Source organism: Paracoccus rhizosphaerae (genome assembly GCF_026162645.1).
Classification (GTDB): Bacteria; Pseudomonadota; Alphaproteobacteria; order Rhodobacterales; family Rhodobacteraceae; genus Paracoccus; species Paracoccus rhizosphaerae.
This window is the reverse complement of the sequence record NZ_JAOTBE010000024.1, coordinates 17,832-35,486: the sequence shown is the minus strand read 5'-3', so window position 1 is coordinate 35,486 and position 17,655 is coordinate 17,832. Positions and strand designations below refer to the sequence as shown.

20 protein-coding genes are annotated in these 17,655 nt (G+C 66.1%); 9 read left to right on the top strand and 11 right to left on the bottom strand.

The genetic code is table 11. From position 1 onward, the window contains the following. Window positions 1-60: 60 nt before the first annotated feature. The 9 genes from OC184_RS10360 to OC184_RS10320 form a co-directional block, all read right to left on the bottom strand. Window positions 61-1,110 (bottom strand): DUF2927 domain-containing protein, encoded by a 1,050-nt coding sequence (locus OC184_RS10360; RefSeq protein ID WP_265507127.1) that lies wholly within the window; start codon window positions 1,108-1,110, stop codon window positions 61-63. Then, the gene (locus OC184_RS10355) at window positions 1,107-2,276 is read right to left on the bottom strand and encodes a toxic anion resistance protein (RefSeq protein ID WP_265507126.1); all 1,170 of its coding nucleotides are present in this window, start codon (window positions 2,274-2,276) and stop codon (window positions 1,107-1,109) included. The genes OC184_RS10360 and OC184_RS10355 overlap by 4 nt, the downstream gene beginning before the upstream one ends. 162 nt (window positions 2,277-2,438) lie before the next feature. Next, complete coding sequence (locus OC184_RS10350; protein ID WP_265507125.1) at window positions 2,439-4,619, bottom strand: 3-hydroxyacyl-CoA dehydrogenase NAD-binding domain-containing protein; 2,181 nt, start codon at window positions 4,617-4,619, stop codon at window positions 2,439-2,441. After that, a complete protein-coding gene (locus OC184_RS10345; protein WP_265507124.1) occupies window positions 4,616-5,086 on the bottom strand; it encodes a cupin domain-containing protein in 471 nt (156 codons plus the stop codon). The genes OC184_RS10350 and OC184_RS10345 overlap by 4 nt, the downstream gene beginning before the upstream one ends. Further along, on the bottom strand, window positions 5,086-6,297 hold the full coding sequence (locus tag OC184_RS10340; protein ID WP_265507123.1) for an acetyl-CoA C-acetyltransferase: 1,212 nt from the start codon (window positions 6,295-6,297) through the stop codon (window positions 5,086-5,088). Before OC184_RS10340 ends, OC184_RS10345 begins: the two co-directional genes overlap by 1 nt. Beyond that, window positions 6,294-6,935: a glutathione S-transferase family protein gene (locus tag OC184_RS10335; protein WP_265507122.1), complete on the bottom strand. Its 642-nt coding sequence runs from the start codon at window positions 6,933-6,935 to the stop codon at window positions 6,294-6,296. The genes OC184_RS10340 and OC184_RS10335 overlap by 4 nt, the downstream gene beginning before the upstream one ends. A gap of 270 nt (window positions 6,936-7,205) precedes the next feature. Next, a complete protein-coding gene (locus OC184_RS10330; RefSeq protein ID WP_265507121.1) occupies window positions 7,206-8,984 on the bottom strand; it encodes an acyl-CoA dehydrogenase C-terminal domain-containing protein in 1,779 nt (592 codons plus the stop codon). 4 nt (window positions 8,985-8,988) lie between these two features. Next, the gene (locus OC184_RS10325; RefSeq protein ID WP_265507120.1) at window positions 8,989-9,387 is read right to left on the bottom strand and encodes a MerR family transcriptional regulator; all 399 of its coding nucleotides are present in this window, start codon (window positions 9,385-9,387) and stop codon (window positions 8,989-8,991) included. Window positions 9,388-9,496: 109 nt separating this feature from the next. Then, the gene (locus OC184_RS10320; protein ID WP_265507119.1) at window positions 9,497-9,874 is read right to left on the bottom strand and encodes a MerR family transcriptional regulator; all 378 of its coding nucleotides are present in this window, start codon (window positions 9,872-9,874) and stop codon (window positions 9,497-9,499) included. A 139-nt stretch (window positions 9,875-10,013) separates the two neighbouring features. Between OC184_RS10320 and OC184_RS10315 the strand changes: the two genes are divergently transcribed. Genes OC184_RS10315 through OC184_RS10305 form a run of 3 tightly spaced genes read left to right on the top strand, consistent with a single transcriptional unit; the run spans window position 10,014 to window position 12,248 of the window. Next, window positions 10,014-10,436, top strand: a complete 423-nt coding sequence (locus OC184_RS10315) for a PaaI family thioesterase (protein WP_265507118.1) — start codon at window positions 10,014-10,016, stop codon at window positions 10,434-10,436. Between the two features lies 1 nt (window position 10,437). After that, window positions 10,438-10,935, top strand: coding sequence for a PaaI family thioesterase (locus tag OC184_RS10310; RefSeq protein WP_265507117.1), 498 nt, complete (start codon window positions 10,438-10,440; stop codon window positions 10,933-10,935). After that, window positions 10,932-12,248: an MATE family efflux transporter gene (locus OC184_RS10305; RefSeq protein ID WP_265507116.1), complete on the top strand. Its 1,317-nt coding sequence runs from the start codon at window positions 10,932-10,934 to the stop codon at window positions 12,246-12,248. The genes OC184_RS10310 and OC184_RS10305 overlap by 4 nt, the downstream gene beginning before the upstream one ends. On the opposite strand, the gene OC184_RS10300 is transcribed toward OC184_RS10305, so the two are convergent. Both OC184_RS10300 and OC184_RS10295 read right to left on the bottom strand, forming a co-directional pair. Further along, on the bottom strand, window positions 12,238-12,618 hold the full coding sequence (locus OC184_RS10300) for a hypothetical protein (protein ID WP_265507115.1): 381 nt from the start codon (window positions 12,616-12,618) through the stop codon (window positions 12,238-12,240). The two genes, OC184_RS10305 and OC184_RS10300, sit on opposite strands and share 11 nt — an antisense overlap. Window positions 12,619-12,790: 172 nt before the next feature. After that, window positions 12,791-13,105 (bottom strand): DUF1476 domain-containing protein, encoded by a 315-nt coding sequence (locus OC184_RS10295; RefSeq protein WP_265507114.1) that lies wholly within the window; start codon window positions 13,103-13,105, stop codon window positions 12,791-12,793. Window positions 13,106-13,235: 130 nt separating this feature from the next. On the opposite strand from OC184_RS10295, the gene purC reads away from it, so the two are divergent. From purC to OC184_RS10265, 6 genes are all read left to right on the top strand, one after another. After that, entirely contained in the window at window positions 13,236-13,997 is a 762-nt protein-coding gene (purC, locus tag OC184_RS10290; RefSeq protein WP_265507113.1) for a phosphoribosylaminoimidazolesuccinocarboxamide synthase, read from the top strand. A 12-nt stretch (window positions 13,998-14,009) separates the two neighbouring features. Beyond that, window positions 14,010-14,249: a phosphoribosylformylglycinamidine synthase subunit PurS gene (gene purS, locus OC184_RS10285; RefSeq protein WP_265507112.1), complete on the top strand. Its 240-nt coding sequence runs from the start codon at window positions 14,010-14,012 to the stop codon at window positions 14,247-14,249. 93 nt (window positions 14,250-14,342) lie between these two features. Next, complete coding sequence (locus tag OC184_RS10280) at window positions 14,343-15,143, top strand: ABC transporter ATP-binding protein (protein WP_378925849.1); 801 nt, start codon at window positions 14,343-14,345, stop codon at window positions 15,141-15,143. 24 nt (window positions 15,144-15,167) lie between these two features. Further along, window positions 15,168-15,902 (top strand): transporter substrate-binding domain-containing protein, encoded by a 735-nt coding sequence (locus tag OC184_RS10275; RefSeq protein ID WP_265507110.1) that lies wholly within the window; start codon window positions 15,168-15,170, stop codon window positions 15,900-15,902. 48 nt (window positions 15,903-15,950) lie between these two features. After that, window positions 15,951-16,832 (top strand): ABC transporter permease, encoded by an 882-nt coding sequence (locus OC184_RS10270; RefSeq protein WP_265507109.1) that lies wholly within the window; start codon window positions 15,951-15,953, stop codon window positions 16,830-16,832. Further along, window positions 16,829-17,653, top strand: coding sequence for an ABC transporter permease (locus OC184_RS10265; RefSeq protein ID WP_265507108.1), 825 nt, complete (start codon window positions 16,829-16,831; stop codon window positions 17,651-17,653). Before OC184_RS10270 ends, OC184_RS10265 begins: the two co-directional genes overlap by 4 nt. The last annotated feature ends 2 nt before the right edge of the window (window positions 17,654-17,655 follow it).

The window sequence follows — 17,655 nt, the reverse complement described above, 5'->3', positions numbered from 1 at the left end:
AGCATTGCCCGGCAGGCATAGCGCAACGGGGCTAGCGCCACCAGCACCACTGATAAGACCTCAAGCGCGATCGCCCAGAAGCTCGGCTGCAATGCGGCGGACGATGGGCTCGGCCTCGGCGGCGGTCATGCCCGGCCGCAGACGCGGGTCGTAAAGCATCTGCAGCAGCAGGCCGTCATGGCGGGTCAGCAGCGCAAATTCCTCGTCGTCGTTGAACAGCGACGGGCGGGCGGCGGGGCTGTCATTGGCAAGGCCCATGCCCTGCGCAAGCTCTTCATGGATGCACGAAGACCGCAGCAGGGGTGGCAGTTCGGCGCGGATCACGGCCACTGCATGGGCATAGGTGCTGCTGTCGCCGCGCGAATAGGCGAAGACCGAGCAGCTGATCGACGGCGGCAGGTCCACCAGACGCGCGATGTCGCGCTGCGGGATGCCAGGGACCAGCTCTTGCAGCCGGGGGCCGATGGCGCGGCGTTCGTCCTCGGTCAAGACCAGGACAACAAAGTTGCCGCCCCGTGCGGTCAGGGCCACCGGGTGGCCGGTGGCCGAGGACAGCCGCTCGGCATAGCTTGCGATTTCGGATCGCCAGCCGGGACGCTCGGCCATGGCGGTCGAGGTTCCGAACTCGAGCTGCAGACGCACGGGGTCCTGCCAGCGCCGCAGGGGCGAGGGACGCGACTTTGCGACAAGCCCGTCGGCAGTGTCGCTGTATTCGTCCTGCAGCGCGATGGCCATGAAATTCCGGGCCAAGGTGTCGGCGTCGATGGGCGCGTCCAGCGGCACGCGGTCGCGGCGCAGGCGACCCCGGTCCAGCAGCCGGCGTTCGACCGCCGCGTAGAAGTCGCGCTGCGTCCGGCTGGCGTCGCTGGCCTGTGCCGACGCCTGAACGGCCGCCGCGTTTGCGTCCCGATTGCGCTCGGCGCGTGCCCGGCGCAGTTCGGCCTGATCGACCGCCGCCGGCTCGTCCACGGCGGGACGGGGCTCGGGGCGGGCGGCCTCGACCTCGGGGCCGGCCGGGCGGCTGTCGCAACCCGCCAGCAACAGGCCCGCCGCCAGAACGCTGCCAAGCAGGGGCCACGCGCGGGCCGGGCTGATCATCGTTGCCGTCATCGCTTGGTCACCTGATTGGTAGGCTGCGCCGACGCGGCGGCAAGCGTGCCGCGCAGTTCAGCCTCCATCCGCGCCAACTCGCCCTCGGCTGCGGCGCGGCGGGTGCGGCCTTCGTCGGCAATGCGCAGGCTGTCCTCGATGGTGGCGATCAGCTGGGCGTTGGCGGTCTTGACGGCCTCGATGTCGAAGACCCCGCGCTCGGTCTCGGTGCGGATCGCGGTGTTGGCCTGGCGCAGGTTGTCGGCGTTGCGGGTCAGCAGCTCGTTGGTCAGGTCGCTGGCCTCGCGCACGGCGCGGGCGGCCTCGGCCCCGCGCTGGATGGTGACGGCCTGCGCAAGTTGCGTTTCCCAGAGCGGCACGGTGTTGACTAGCGTCGAGTTGATCTTGGTCACCAGCGACTTGTCGTTTTCCTGCACCAGCCGGATCGAGGGCAGCGACTGCATCGTCACCTGCCGCGTCAGCTTCAGGTCGTGGACACGGCGTTCCAGGTCGTCGCGCAGGCTGCGCAGGTCGCGCAGTTCCTGCGCCTCCATCACCCGGTCGGGCTCGGGACGGGCTGCGACCTCAGCCTCTTTCGCGGGAATGGTGTCATGGTCCAACTCGCGCAGTTTCTCGGTCCCCGCCGTGATATAGAGGGCCAGTTCATCATAGAAGGCCAGCGTGCGGTCATAGAGGACGTCCAGCGACTTGATGTCCTTCAGCAGCTTCTGTTCATGCGCCTCGAGATCGGCGGTGATGCGGTCGATCTGGGTCTGAACCTGTTCATAGTTGGCGACAAACTTCGCGAAGGGTGCCGAGCGGCCGAGCAGGCGTTCCCACCAGCTGCGGCTGCGGCGCATGTCCAGTTCGGTGGTCGAGAATCCACGGATGGTCGTCACCACCTCGCGCAGGCTGTCGCCCGCCGGTCCGACTTCTTTCGCCTTAACGTCGGCCAGCATCTGCTGGCTGATCTGCTGCAGGTCGGCCTGGGCACGGGTACCGAAGCGAAGGACGGAATTCGAATCCCTCAGGTCGATCTCATCCATGCGGCGGCGGATTTCGGCAGAGGTGGCGGGGTCCGGCGCCTGTTCTGGCGTGTCCATGGCGGGTTCGGCGAGGGGTGCGCGGGTGATGGCGTCGATGTCGGCTTTGGCAGCCTCGGCGCGTTGGCGTGTGTCTTCGGTCATGCGAATCCCTTCCGTCGGCCGCTGCCTGGCTCTGCGGCGCAGCATATGGCCAATCGACAGCGGTTCAACGACATGATCCCGGGAAAGTTTCGCGCTGCGGCGGGAAGATCACAGCGATGGGTCGGCCGGGCCACAGTCGCCTGCGGCCCGGCCTTGACGGTCTCAGGCAGCTTCCTGCTGGCCGAAGCGGCCATAGAAGCTGTCGCCCTTGGCGGCCATGTCGCGCAGCAACTGCGGCGCCTTGAAGCGGTTGCCATGTTCAGCCGCCAGCCGGTCGCAGATCTCGACCGCCTTGGCGGCGCCGATGATGTCCAGCCAACCGAAGGGCCCCCCTGACCAAGGTGCAAAGCCCCAGCCCAGAATTGCGCCGACATCGCCCTCGCGGATGTCCTCCAGCACGCCGTCTTCCAGCGCACGGACGGCTTCCAGGCTCTGCGCGAACATCAGGCGGTCCTGCACATCGCGCAGCTGCGGCTGGTCGTCAGCGCGCGGATACTGCGTCGCCAGCCCGTCCCACAGGCCCTGCCGCTTGCCGTCCTCATAGGCATAGAAGCCCGCGCCGCCCTTGCGGCCCATCCGGTCCTGGTCTGCCATCCAGAACAGCACGTCGTCCACCGCATCATCGGGATAGGCCTCGCCCATCGCGGCGCGGGTCGCCTTGGCGATCTTGACGCCCAGATCGATGCTGGTTTCATCGACCAGCTGCAGCGGGCCAAGCGGCATGCCCATCATCTTGGCGGCGTTTTCCACCAGCGTCGGGTTCACCCCTTCGCCGACCATGCGGATGCCTTCGTTGATATAAGGGATGATGCAGCGGTTGGCATAGAAGAAGCGCGCGTCGTTCACCACGATCGGCGTCTTGCGGATCTGGCGCACAAAGTCCAGCGCCTTGGCGACGGCGCGCGGTCCGGTGTCGCGGCCCTTGATGATCTCGACCAGCAGCATCTTGTCCACGGGGCTGAAGAAGTGGATGCCGATGAACTGGTCCGGCCGGGCACTGGCACGCGCCAGATCGCTGATCGGCAGGGTCGAGGTGTTGGTCGCGAAGATCGCGTCCTGCGGGATGACGGCCTCGGCGCGCTTCGTTACCTCGGCCTTGACCTGCGGGTCCTCGAAGACTGCCTCGATGATCAGGTCGCAGCCGTCCAGCGCGGCGTAATCCGTCGTGGCGGTGATGCGGCCCAGAACCTCGGCCTTCTTTTCCTCGGTGGATTTCTTGCGGCTGATCGCCTTGTCCAAAAGACCCTCGGAATAGGACTTGCCGCGGTCGGCGCTGTCCTGCGCCGCGTCGATCAGCACGACCTCGATCCCCGCCATGGCGCTGACATAGGCGATGCCTGCGCCCATCATCCCGGCGCCAAGGACGCCGACCTTACGCACCGTCTGATCGGGCGCCTCGGGGCGGTTCGCGCCCTTTTCAAGCGCCTCCTTGTTGATGAACAGGCTGCGGATCATCGCGGTCGATGACGGGTTCATCAGAACGTTGGTGAACCAGCGCGCCTCGATCTTCAGGGCGGTGTCGAAGGGCACCATCGAACCCTCATAGACCGCCGACAAGAGCGCCTTGGCCGCCGGATAGACGCCCATGGTCTTGCCATGCACCATCGCGGACGCGCCCACGAAGGTCATGAAGCCCGCCGGGTGAAACGGCTCTCCGCCCGGCATCTTGTAGCCCTTGGCGTCCCAGGGCTTGACCAGGTCGGCGTCCTTCGCCCCCAGCACCCAAGCTTTCGCGGCGGCCAGCGGATCGTCCGAGACCTCGTCGATCAGGCCTGCGGCCTTGGCCTTCTTCGGGTCCGACAGCTTGCCTTCCAGCAGGAAGGGCGCGGCCATCATGGCGCCCAGCTTGCGCACCAGACGCGTCGTGCCGCCCGCGCCGGGAAAGATGCCGACCATGATCTCGGGCAGGCCGATCTTGGCGCGCGGGTTGTCGGCGGCAAAGATGCGATGCGTCGCCAGCGGCAGCTCCAGCCCGATCCCAAGCGCGGTGCCGGGCAGGACGGCCGCGATGGGCTTGCCGCCCTTTTTGGTCTTGGCGTCCATGCCCGCCAGTTCGATCTTGCGCAAAAGGCTGTGCAGCGTCATCACGCCGTCGAAGACGCCCTGCGCCCCGCCGCGTTCCTTCATGCCGGCAATGACCTTCAGGTCCATGCCCCCGGCGAAATCCGTCTTGCCGCTGGCGATGACGATGCCCTTCACGGCCTCGTCCGCCAAGGCCTGGTCGATCAGGTCGTTCAGCGCCTGCGCGCCGTCCATCGTCAGCACGTTCATCGACTTGCCGGGAACGTCCCAGGTGATGACCGCGACGCCATCGTCCCCGGTCTCTATAGTGAAATCGGTCATTCTGTCTCTCCCTTCGTCGGGTAGGGGGTGCCGTCCAGGTGCGTATAGCCCCAGGGCGTGCCGACCAGGTCGATCCCCCGGTAATGCGTCACGTTGTGAGGCAGGCGGCTGCCGGCGATCAGATAGGTCGCGGGGTGGTCGCTGTCGTTGCGCAGGACATGCGCCACAGGAACACCGGCCTTCCAGCAGCAGGCGTCACCCGGATGGATGACCGTCTCGGTCTCGTCCTCGACCACCGTCAGCGCGCCTTCCAGCAGATAGAGAAACTCATCCTCGTGCTCCTCCCAGTGCTGCTGGCTGCTCTGCCTGCCGGGCTGCAGCGTTTCCACCGCGATGCCGAACTGCGTCAGCCCGCCAGCCTCGGTCAGGTGGCGATAGGACAGGAACCCGCGGCCCAGATCGAAGGGGTCAGGATAGCCCGAGACCCCTTCCGTCACAGGAACGCTGTCCTTGCGCAGGATCGCCATCACACGCGCTCGATGATGGTGGCGGCGCCCATGCCCGACGCGATGCAGAGCGTCGCGAGGCCCACGGTCTTGTCCTGCCGTTCCAACTCGTCCAGCAGGGTGCCGATGATGATCGCGCCGGTCGCGCCAAGGGGGTGGCCCATGGCGATGGCGCCGCCGTTCACGTTCACCTTGGCCGGATCCACCTGAAACGCCTGCATGAAGCGCAGGACGACGGCGGCGAATGCCTCGTTCACCTCGATCAGGTCGATGTCGCCGATCGACATGCCGCTGTCCTGCAGGATCTTCTCGGTCACCGGGACGGGGCCGGTCAGCATGATCGTGGGATCGGTGCCGATCTTGGCGGTGGCGCGGATGCGGGCACGGGGCTTCAGGCCGTGGGCCCGGCCGAACTCCTCGTTGCCGATCAGCACGGCGGCGGCGCCATCGACGATGCCGCTGCTGTTGCCGGCATGGTGAATGTGGTCGATGCGGTCCAGATGCGGGTACTTCAGCATCGCGACCTTGTCGAAGCCAGGCATCGCCTCGCCCATCTCCTTGAAGGCAGGCTTCAGTTTGGCCAAATCTTCGGCGGTGGTGCCGGGGCGCATGTACTCGTCGCGGTCCAAAATGGTCAGGCCGTTTTGGTCCAGGACCGGAACGATGGACTTGCTGAACCGCCCCTCCTCCCAGGCATTCGCCGCACGACGCTGGCTTTCAAGCGCCAGCGCATCGGCCTCGTCGCGGCTGAAGCCATATTCAGTCGCGATGATGTCGGCACTGATGCCCTGCGGCACGAAATAGGACCGCATCGCAAGGCCCGGATCCACGGCGATGGCGGCCCCGTCGCTGCCCATCGCGACGCGGCCCATCATCTCGACCCCGCCTGCGATATAGCCGTGGCCCGCCCCCGCCTTGACCTGGTTTGCAGCCAGATTCACCGCCTCCATGCCGCTGGCGCAGAAGCGGTTGATCGACAGGCCGGGGATGCGTTCGTCGAGGTCCGAGGCCAACACGGCGCTGCGTGCAAGACAGCCGCCCTGTTCCTTGACCTGGGTGACGTTGCCCCAGATCACGTCCTCGACGGCGTGACCGTCCAGATTGTTGCGTTCCTTGACGGCGTTCAGCAGGCGCGCCGACAGCGCCAGCGAGGTGACCTCGTGCAGGCTGCCATCGGGGCGGCCCTTGCCGCGCGGAGTCCGGGCGGCGTCATAGATGAAGGCGTCGGTCATGTGTCCTCCTTGGGCGCCCGGTCTGACGGATGGCCGGGCATCAGGTCATAGGGGTGTTTCCAGCCGGGCAGCGCGGCGATCGCGTCCAGCCAGCGGTCGATATGGGGCCATTCCTTTCGGTCGAAGCCGAATGGCTCGGGGTAGTAGAGGTATCCGCAGAGCGCGAAATCAGCGACTGTGGGGCCGCCGGGGGCTACCCAGTCGCGGTTTGCCAGATGGTTGTCCAGAACCTGGTAAGCCCCCTTCAACCGGCCCTGCAGATATTCAGCCGCGCCGGCGGGACGCTTGGCCTCGGGCAGAAAGTTCAGCAGGAACCTCGCGGGCCCGGCTTGACCAGAAACCTTGTGGTTGTCGAACATCAGCCAGCGCAGGGTTTCGTTCCGATCGCTGCCGAGGAAGCGGCCCGTTTTCTCGGCGATGTGCAGCTGGATCACGGCCGACTGGCTGAGGGTCAAATCGTTTTCACGAAAGACCGGCACCTCGCCCATCGGGTTCAGCGTACGAAACTGGGGGCTGCGCCCTTCGCCGTTGAAGAAGTCGACGTAGACGGGACGCCAGTCGTAATCTGCCAGCTGCAGCGTCAGCGCCGCCTTGTAGGCATTGCCGGATTCGCCGAAGCACCAAAGTTGAGCGGTCATGTGTCCTCCGATACCACCGGGGGCTTTGCGCCCCCGGACCCCCGCAGGGTATTTGAGACAAAGAAGAAGGGCATTAACTCATTCTTTATCTTGCCCGTGCTAGCCTGACGCTGCGGTACAGGCTGGGGAGCCGATGACCGTCAAAGGAGAAGACGTTCCGGCCTGTGGGCCCAGAGTGTCTGACTCGTCGCTGGACGGGAGAGGCCGGGACGCACTCTGCTTCTTCTTTGTACAAATACCCACAGGCACGCTCTCGCCACGCGCTCCGCCTCAGAAGGCTTCCGGCTCCAGCTCCATCACCGGTTCGGCGCCGGTCTGGATTCGCGCCAGGTGGGTCGCCGTCATCGGGAGCTGCCGCTTCATGTAGTATCGGCCGGTCGCAAGTTTCGTCCTGTAGAAATCCGCATCATCGGTGCCGGAGGAAAGCGCCTCTTGCGCGGCCACCGCCATCCGCGCCCACATGAAGGCCAATGTCACGTGGCCGAAGAGGTGCATGAAGTCGTAGGAGCCAGACAGTGCGTCGTCGGGGTTCTTCATGCCACGTTCCATGAAGAACATCGCGGCGGTCTGAAGATCCTTCGACGCCACCTTCAGCGGTGCGATGAAGTCCGCCGCCACCGCCTCATCGTCGCCATGCTGCTTGCAGAAGGACTTGATCATCTCGAAGAAGGCCATGACGTGCTTGCCGCCGTCCTGCGCCAGCTTGCGGCCGACGAGGTCCAAGGCCTGGACGCCATTCGCGCCTTCATAAATCATGGTGATCCGGGCGTCGCGGACGAACTGGCTCATGCCCCATTCCTCGACATAGCCGTGACCGCCGAAGATCTGCTGGGCGAGGACGGTGGTCTCGAAACCCTTGTCGGTCAGGAAACCCTTGATGACGGGGGTCATCAGCGAAATCAGCCCCTCGGCATCGGCGTCGTCCGCCAAGCGGCTGCGATCGATCAGGTGGGCGCCCCACAGCGACAGCGCGCGGGCGCCCTCCAGGAACGACTTCTGGTCCATCAGGCTGCGGCGGATGTCGGGATGCACGATCAGCGGGTCGGCGACCCCGGTCCCGTTCCGTGCGCCAGACACAGACCGGCCCTGCAGGCGGTCCTTCGCGTAGGCCAGCGCGTTCTGATAGGCGGGAACGGCACCGGCATAGCCCTGCAGGCCGACGCCGATCCGGGCTTCGTTCATCATCGTGAACATGGCGCGCATGCCCTTGTGCATCTCGCCCAGCAGAAATCCCTTGGCGCCGTCGTAGTTCATCACGCAGGTGGCGTTGCCGTGGATGCCCATCTTGTGTTCCAGCGCACCGACCGTGACGCCATTGCGGTCACCAAGCGAGCCGTCCTCGTTCACCAGGAATTTTGGTACGATGAACAGGCTGATGCCCTTGGTGCCTTCGCCGCCGCCGGGGACCTTCGCCAGGACCAGGTGGATGACATTGTCCGACATGTCGTGGTCGCCCGAGGAGATGAAGATCTTCTGCCCGGTGATGCTGTAGCTGCCGTCGTCCTGCGGCTCGGCCTTGGTGCGCAGGATGCCCAGGTCGGTCCCCGCATGGGGCTCGGTCAGGTTCATCGTGCCGGTCCACTCGCAGCTGACAATTTTCGGCAGGTAGGTCCGCTTCTGCTCCTCGGTGCCGTGGGCATGGATGGCGGAATAGGCGCCGTGGGTCAGGCCCTGGTACATGTTGAAGGCCAGGTTGGCGCTGACGAACATCTCTCCGGTCGCCACGCCCATGACGTAGGGCATACCTTGGCCGCCATATTCCGGGTCGCAATCCAGCGCCGTCCAGCCGCCTTCGCGGACGGCGTCGAAGGCCTGCTTGAAGCCGTCGGGGGTGCGGACGACGCCGTTCTCCAGCCGGCAGCCCTGCTGATCGCCGATACGGTTCAGGGGCGCCAGCACCTCGGATGACAGCTTGCCGGCAGCGTCCAGGATGGCTTCGGTGAATTCGCGGTCAAGCTCCTCGTGGCCGGGCAGGCCCGAGGTCGACAGGGCCAGCACGTCGTGCAGGACGAATTGCAGGTCGCGGATCGGCGGGGTGTAGATCGGCATGGCACTATCCTGTGATCGGTTCGACGGATGTGGCGGACAACCGGTGTTCTGCGTCGGAAATCTGCGCGCGGAGGTCGGCGATGGCCTCTCCCAGTTCGGCGCGCTGGCGTTCCATGTCGGCCAGACGGGCACGACCCACCTCAATCGTCGCGGCGACCTGGGTGCGGTTCGTCCCGCCGGGCTCGTAGAGCTCCAGCAGCTGGCGGATCTGCTCCAGGCTGAAACCGAACCGCTTGCCGCGCAGGATCAGCGTCAGCCGGGCCCGGTCGCGCCGGTCATAGAGCCGGTGCTGACCGCGGCGCTGCGGGAAGATGAGTTCCCGCGCCTCGTAGAAGCGCAAGGTGCGCGGCGTCACGTCGAACGTGTCGCACATCTGCCGGATGGTCATCAGATCCTCGGACATGGGTTCGGCTTCTCCTCGCTCACCGGTGGTCCGTCCTTGGCCTTCGATATAGGATCAAGTTGACGCGAACGTAAGCGGGACGCGGCGTCACGCCACGGCTGCCGCCGCGTCAGGTCATCCGTGCCAGTTCGTCGGCCGTCGTCTGGCGCAGCTGTTCAAGATCGGCGCGGGCGGCCTGCAGGTCGCCGATCTGTTCGTCCAGGACCGCCAATTGGCGTTCGGCCATCTGCAGCCACACCTGATACTGTTCGCGCGAGCCCTTGCGGTCATAGATCTGCAACCACTGGCGGATGTCTTCGAGGCTGAAGCCGAAGCGCCGGCCGCGCAGGATCAGCGTCATCCGCGCCACCTCTCGCGCACCATAGAAGCGGGCCCGCCCCTCGCGCCGAGGCTGCAACAGCTCGATATACTCATAGTAACGCAGGGTTCGGGGTGTGACGTCGAAACGCGCGCACATCTCCTTGAAGCTGAACTGTTCACCCGGCATCAGCGCCCTCTCGAAGATTTCCCTTTGCGTCAACCTAGGGGCAACCGGCGGCTTTCTCAACCGGAACGCGCAGGCGCCTGCATCAGGGCTTGAGTGCCGCCGCCCCCTGCGTCTAATCATCGCCATGAAGGAGCCGCCCATGACCGACGACGACCAAGCCCGCATCGCCCAGCAGTTCATCGAGGCGATCCCCCATGCCCGCGCCTTGGGCATGCGTGTCGAGGAGATCGGGTCGGGGCGGGCAATCATCAGCATGCCCTGGGCGGAACATCTCGTCGGCGATCCGCGCACCGGTGTCATCCACGGCGGCGTCGTCTCGGCGCTGATGGACACCTGCTGCGGGGCGGCCGTCATGGTCCATCCGTCGAACCCGCGATCAACGGCGACGATCGACCTGCGCATCGACTACATGCGCGCGGCGACGCCTGGCCAGCGGATCACGGCGCGGGCCGAGTGCTATCACATGACCCGCAGCGTGGCGTTCCTGCGGGCGGTGGCGCTGGACGAGGACGGCGAGAACCCCGTCGCCTCGGCCACCGGCGCCTTCACGGCGGAGCGTTAGGATGGATCGCAACGAACCCCTGCACCAGATCAAGACCCGCCGCGATTCGGCGTTGAACGCGCTGGTGTCCGGCGTGCCCTACCTGACATGGCTGGGCGTCCGCTTCGACCGGCGCGGGGACGAACTGACGGCGATCTTGCCCTATGCCGACAAGCTGATCGGCAACCCCCGCCTGCCGGCGATCCACGGCGGTGTCACGGCGGCGTTCCTGGAAACCACCGCCATCATCGAACTGGCCTGGTCCGCCATGTGGGAGGATCTAGAATCCGGCCGCATCGCGCCGGACGCTGCCGTGCCAGACAGCCTGCCGCGGCTGCCCAAGACCATCGACTTCACCGTGGATTACCTGCGGTCGGGCCTGCCGCGCGACGCCTATGCGCGGGCGCGGGTGGTGCGGTCCGGGCGGCGCTATGCGTCGGTGCATGTCGAGGCGTGGCAGGATAACCGCTCGCGCCTGATGGCGCAGGCGACGGGGCATTTTCTGATGCCGCAGCCATGAAGCCCTTGACCCACGGCCGGGTTCTGAACATCGCTATCCCCATTGTGCTGTCGAACCTGACGGTGCCGCTTCTGGGGCTTGTCGATACTGGCGTCGTGGGACAGCTGGGGGCCCCCGAACCCATCGGTGCCGTAGGGATCGGGGCGATCATCCTGACCTCGGTCTATTGGGTGTTCGGGTTCCTGCGCATGGGCACGTCGGGGTTGGTCGCGCAAGCGCATGGCGCGGGCGACCAGGCCGAGGTCGGCGCGCATCTACTGCGCGCGCTGGCCATCGCTGGGGCCGCGGGACTGGCGTTCGTGGCGCTGCAGGTGCCGATCTTCTGGGCGGCGTTCCGGCTTTCGCCGGCATCGGACGCGGTCGAGGCGCTGGCGCGGGATTACCTGGCGATCCGCATCTGGGGGGCACCCGCGACCATCGGGCTCTACGCGATTACCGGCTGGCTGATCGCTGTCGAGCGAACACGGGCCGTGCTGGCGCTGCAACTGCTGCAGAACGGTCTGAACGTCGCGCTGGACCTGTGGTTTGTCCTGGGGCTCGGCCTCGGCGTGGCGGGGGTCGCCTGGGCCACGCTGATCGCCGAACTGTCCGGACTGGCGCTGGGGCTGTGGCTGGCGCGCCACGTGCTGTCGCGGGCCGTCCGCGCGGCGCGGGACACGGCCAGCCTGTTCGCTGCAGACAAGCTGAACCGCCTGGCGCGGGTCAACGGCGACATCATGATCCGGTCGGTGCTGCTGCAGGGCTGCATGACCAGCTTCCTGTTCCTGGGGGCGGGGCATGGCGATGTACCTTTGGCGGCAAACCAGGTCCTGCTGCAGTTCCTGGCCGTCACCGCCTATGCGCTGGACGGCTTCGCATTCGCGGCGGAAAGCCTGGTCGGGCAGGCGGTCGGGGGGCACCATCCTGACCGCGTCAGACGGGCCAGCAAGATGACGTCGGCCTGGGGGCTGGGGGGATCGGTGGTGCTGGGGCTGATCTTCCTGGGAGCCGGCGGGCCAATCATCGACCTGCTGACGACAGCAGCCGAGGTGCGGGCCGAGGCGCGGTTCTATCTGCCGTGGCTGGGGCTGGCGCCCCTGATCGGAGTGTCCGGCTGGATGCTGGACGGCATCTTCATCGGCGCCACCCTGACCCGAGAGATGCGGGTGGCGATGATCCAGTCGGTCGCCATCTTCATCGTCGCGGTTCTGGTCCTGCCGCCCATCTGGGGCAACCACGGGCTTTGGGCCGCGCTGATGGCGCTGAACCTGGCGCGGGCGGTGACGATGTTCCGTCTCTATCCCCGCGCCGAGGCGGCCGCGATCAGTTCGTGAAGGCGCGGACCAGGTTCAGCACGGCCAGGACGCGCTGCGTGTCGCGATCGACCCGATAGATGTTGCTGTCGTCGCGGTAGTACTGCCAGCCGTCGCGACGTTCGAGGTCATAGCGGCCGGGATCGCGGATGACGACATAGTCGCCGATGCGCAGGACCTCTCCGGCGCGGGGGCCGTGGCGCCGGTCATCGTGGCGGGCGTGGCCGGGCGGTACGCAGGCAGGCTGCTTCTTGGCAAGGCCCGGCGGGCAGTGACCGGCATGGCCGCTGTCGTCGTGATGCCCCTTGCCGCGTCCCGGATCGGCCAGAGCGGGGGCCGCCGCGGTGGCGATCAGGACCGTGGCGGCGGTCAGGATGTGACGGATCTGCATGACGATGGCTCCTTCGCGTTATCCCGAACTTGGGTTGAACGCCCTTGGTTATCGCAAGATGCCGCTCGCGCCGATCACAAGCCGTTGTTCCAGGGGCGTGATGTCCAGGTTTCCGCGATGCGGTCGAAGAAGGGGCGCACCTGCGCCCCTTGTGCCCGGACCGACGACCGGGTCAGGATTCGTCGATGACCTGGCGGCGGGCCTCGTCCATCAGCTCTGCCATCTTGGCGCGGATGGTCGCGGCGTCGGCCTTGCCTGACAGGTCGGCCTCGACCTTGCGGAAGACGTCCTCCTCGCCCGGCTCCTCGAAGTCCGACGTCACCACGCTGATGGCGTAGGACCGCGCCTCGTCGCCGGTCTTGCCCAGCATGCCCGCCGCCCATTCGCCCAGAAGGCGGTTGCGGCGCGCCTCGGCCTTGAAGCGCAGGTCGGCGTCGTGGGCGAACTTCGCCTCGTAGGCGCGTTCCCGGTCGTCGAAGGTGGACATGTCTGAACTCCCGCTATTCCCTTCTTCCGATATGCCCCCTGCACGGGCTTGTCGCAAGGCTCGTATTGCCCCCGATGGGCTTTCTGCGCTATGCGCCATTTTTGGGGACATGCGAAAGGACGGTGGGCCCATGGCACCGCGGCGCAAAAAAGTTTACGAAGGCAAGGCGAAGATCCTGTACGAGGGCACCGAGCCCGGGACCCTGGTCCAGTACTTCAAGGACGACGCGACCGCCTTCAATGCGCAGAAGAAGGCGACGATCGAGGGCAAGGGGGTGCTGAACAACCGCCTGTCAGAGTTCTTCATGCAGGGCCTGACGAACATTGGCGTCCCGAACCACTTCATCCGCCGCATCAATATGCGCGAGCAGCTGATCCGCCAGGTCGAGATCGTGCCGCTGGAGGTGATCGTCAGGAACTTCGCCGCCGGCTCGCTGTCCAAGCGGCTGGGGCTGGAGGAGGGCGCGGCGCTGCCCCGTCCCATCGTCGAATACAGCTTCAAGAACGACGAGCTGGGCGATCCGATGGTGTCCGAGGAATACATCATCGCCTTCGGCTGGGCGAGCCAGCAGGATCTGGACGACATCGTCAGCCTGGCGCTGCGCGTGAACGACTTCCTGTCCGGCGTGTTCTACGGCGCGGGCATCAAGCTGATCGACTTCAAGATCGAGATCGGCCGCGTGTGGGACAACGACTTCATGCGCCTGATCGTCGCCGACGAGATCAGCCCCGACAGCTGCCGGCTGTGGGACGTCAAGACCGGCCAGAAGCTGGACAAGGACGTGTTCCGCCGCGACCTGGGCAGCCTGACCGACGCCTATACCGAGGTCGCGCGTCGTCTAGGACTGATGCCCGCGAACACCACCAGCCTGAAACCGACCGCGATCAACTGAAGGACAGCCGCCATGAAAGCACGTGTGACCATCATGCTGAAGGACGGCGTCCTCGACCCCCAGGGCGAGGCGATCCGCCACGCGTTGGGCGGTCTGGGCCATGGCGGCGTGAACGGCGTCCGCCAGGGCAAGCTGATCGAGCTGGACCTGGCCGCGACCGATGCCGACGCCGCCCGCGCCGAGGTCGCGAAGATGTGCGAGGGGCTGCTGGCCAACACCGTGATCGAGAAATACTCGATCGAGATTGCCTGAACCTTCGCCTGACGTAGCGGCATCCTGCGTTTATCGGCAGGATGCCGTGCGCACCCCGTTGCAAAATCCGTGCGTTTGACGCCCAATGTGCGGATGATGAGCCAGACCACACCTGCCCCTGACACCGCCACCCCGGTCATCCAGATCACCGGGCTGCACAAGGCTTATGGCCCGCTCGAGGTGCTGAAGGGCGTCTCGATGACGGCACCGCGCGGCCATGTGATCAGCCTGATCGGGTCGTCCGGTTCGGGAAAATCCACGCTGCTGCGCTGCTGTAATCTGCTGGAGAACAGCCAGGAGGGCGAGATCAGCTTCGAGGGCGAGGCGGTGCGCTGGAAGGGCAGGGGCCAGGACCGACACCCCGCCGACCGCAAGCAGGTCACGCGGTTCCGCACCAACCTGTCGATGGTCTTCCAGCAGTTCAACCTGTGGGCGCACATGACGATCCTGCAGAACGTGATGGAAGCACCCGTCACCGTCCTGGGCGAAGACCGCGCCGCGGTCGAGGAACGGGCCCGCATCCTGCTGGCCAAGGTCGGCATCGGCGACAAGGCCGACGCTTGGCCCGCGCAGCTTTCGGGCGGCCAACAGCAGCGGGCCGCCATAGCCCGCGCGCTCTGCATGGAGCCCAAGGCACTGCTGTTCGACGAACCGACCAGCGCGCTCGACCCCGAGCTGCAGCAGGAGGTGGTGAAGGTCATCAAGGACCTGGCCGCCGAGCATCGTACCATGATCCTTGTCACCCACGACATGCGGCTGGCCGCCGATGTCAGCGACCACGTCGTGTTCCTGCATCAGGGCGTGGTCTGCGAGGAAGGCCCGCCGTCGCGGCTGTTCCAGGACCCGCGGACCGATCGTCTGCGCCAGTTCCTGTCCGCCACGATGGCCACATAAGAAACCAACAGGAGAAGATCGATAATGAAACTGCTGACGATCGCCGCCACGACGCTGGCGCTGACCGCGGGCATCGCGCATGCCCAGACCGTACGCATGGGGACCGAGGGCGCCTATGCCCCTTACAACTTCATCGACGACGCGACGGGCGAGGTCACCGGCTTCGAGATCGAGCTGGGCAACGAGCTGTGCGCCCGCGCCGAGCTGGACTGCACCTGGGTTCGCAACGACTGGGACTCGATCATCCCGAATCTGGTTTCGGGCAACTATGACACGATCATGGCCGGCATGAACATCAACGAGGACCGCAAGCAGGTCATCCAGTTCACCCAGCCCTATACCCCCGCGATGCCGTCGGCCTATGCGGCGCTGTCGCCCGACGTGGACGTGGAAGGCGGCGTGGTCGCGGCGCAGACCAGCACCATCCAGGCGGGCCACGTGGCCGAAACCGGCGCAACGCTGCTGGAGTTCGCCAACCCCGACGAAACCGTCGCCGCTGTCCGCAACGGAGAGGCCGACGCGGTCTTCGCCGACAAGGACTTCCTGGCCCCCATCGTCGAGGAATCAGGCGGCGAACTGGTCTGGGTCGAGGGCTATGACACCGTTCCCCTGGGCGAAGGCATCGGCATGGGCCTGCGTCAGTCCGACAACGACCTGCGCGAAACCTTCGACGCCGTCATCACCGAGATGAAGGAGGACGGCAGCCTGAACGAACTGATCAAGAAGTGGTTCGGTGAAGACGCGCTGACCTTCGAATGATCTGACCTGCCGCCGCGGGATCTCCGTGGCGGCCTTTCGGGAACCCAGATGTTTTCCTATTGCACTGACCCGTCTTCGATCGAGGGGCTTGCCTGGCTGTCATGCTATCTGACGTCGGGCACGCATATGCTGTTCTATGCCAGCTTCGGGACGGTGCTGCTGCTGCTGGCGATCACGGCGCCGGTGGCGCTGGTCTTCGGCTATGGCGGGGCGATGGCGTCGCGGTCGCGGGTCGCGCCGCTGCGCTGGTTCGGCAAGATCTATACTTCTATGGTTCGGGGCATTCCCGACATCATCTTCTTCCTGTTCGTGCCCATCGCGCTGGACCAGGGGTTCGAGTGGGTCCGCCACCAGGCGCTTTGCGACAGCAGCCAGCCGGTGCGGCAGGGCAACGACTTCGTCGTCTGCGACGCCGCCAAGCTGCCGCTGAGCGACGCCAGCCCCTGGGTGCATGACGCCTATGGCATCTTCCTGGCGGTCATCGCGTTCTCGATCGTCTTCGGGGCCTTCGCGGCCAACGTTCTCTACGGTGCGATGCAGGCGGTGCCGCGCGCCCAGTTGGAAACGGCCGAGGCGTATGGCATGACGCGTCGGCAGGTGACGCGCCGGGTGCTGGTCCCGCAGATGTGGATCTATGCCCTGCCTGGGCTGTCGAACCTGTGGATGATCCTGATCAAAGCGACGCCGCTTCTGTTCCTGCTGGGGGTCGAGGACGTGGTCTATTGGGCGCGCGAATTGGGCGGCGCCAAGACCAGCGCCTTCACCTATCCGCACCCCGATTGGCGGCTTTATTACTTCCTGGCACTTCTGGTCTTCTATCTGCTGATGACCTGGATCTCGGGCCGGGTGCTGGACCGCGTCGCGCGGCGGCTGTCGCGGGGGCAGGCCACCATGGGCGGAGAAGCGCAGCGCAAGGGGGCCGTCGCATGAGCTGCACCCAGACCATCATCGACTATGGCCTGCGGTCTCTGGGCTATGGCGAACGGCTGCTGCCGCGGGCGGACTATACGATCTGCCAGCAGTTCACGCTGATCGGATCGGGGCTGATCTGGAACATCTACTTCGCCGTCCTGGCGCTGAGCATGGGCTTCGTGCTGGCCAACGCGCTGGCCGTGGCGCGCACCAGCCGCCACGCCTGGCTGCGCGGTCCGGCAGATGCGTTCATTTTCGTCTTTCGCGGCAGCCCGCTGTTCATCCAGTTCTTCATCGCCTACGAGGCGCTGGTCCTTCTGCCGCGGGCGGGCATCGACGTCTTCGGGCTGACCATCCAGACCAGCTGGCTGACGCGGGCTTGGGCCGGTGCGCTGATCGTCCTGACGCTGAACACGACCGCCTATTCCGCACAGATCTTCCACGGCGCGCTGATGGCCGTGCCCAAGGGCGACATCGAGGCCGCCGACGCCTATGGCATGACCGGCTGGACGCGGTTCCGCCGGGTGATCTGGCCCACGATGCTGAGGCTGGCTTGGCCGTCCTACACGAACGAGGCGATCTTCCTCTTTCACGCGACGACGCTGGTCTACTTCTCCAGCTTCCCGGCGTTTCAGCAAAAGGGCGACGCGCTCTATTACGCCAGCTATTTCGCGGACAAGACCTTCAACCCCTTCGTGGCCTACCCTATCGCGGCGGCCTATTTCATCGTGGCGACCCTGCTGCTGATCTGGCTGTTCGGGCGCGTGAACCGGCGATTGAACCGCCACCTTCCCGGCGCGGACGGACGCGTCAGATACCGACCCCAACTTGCGAGATGACG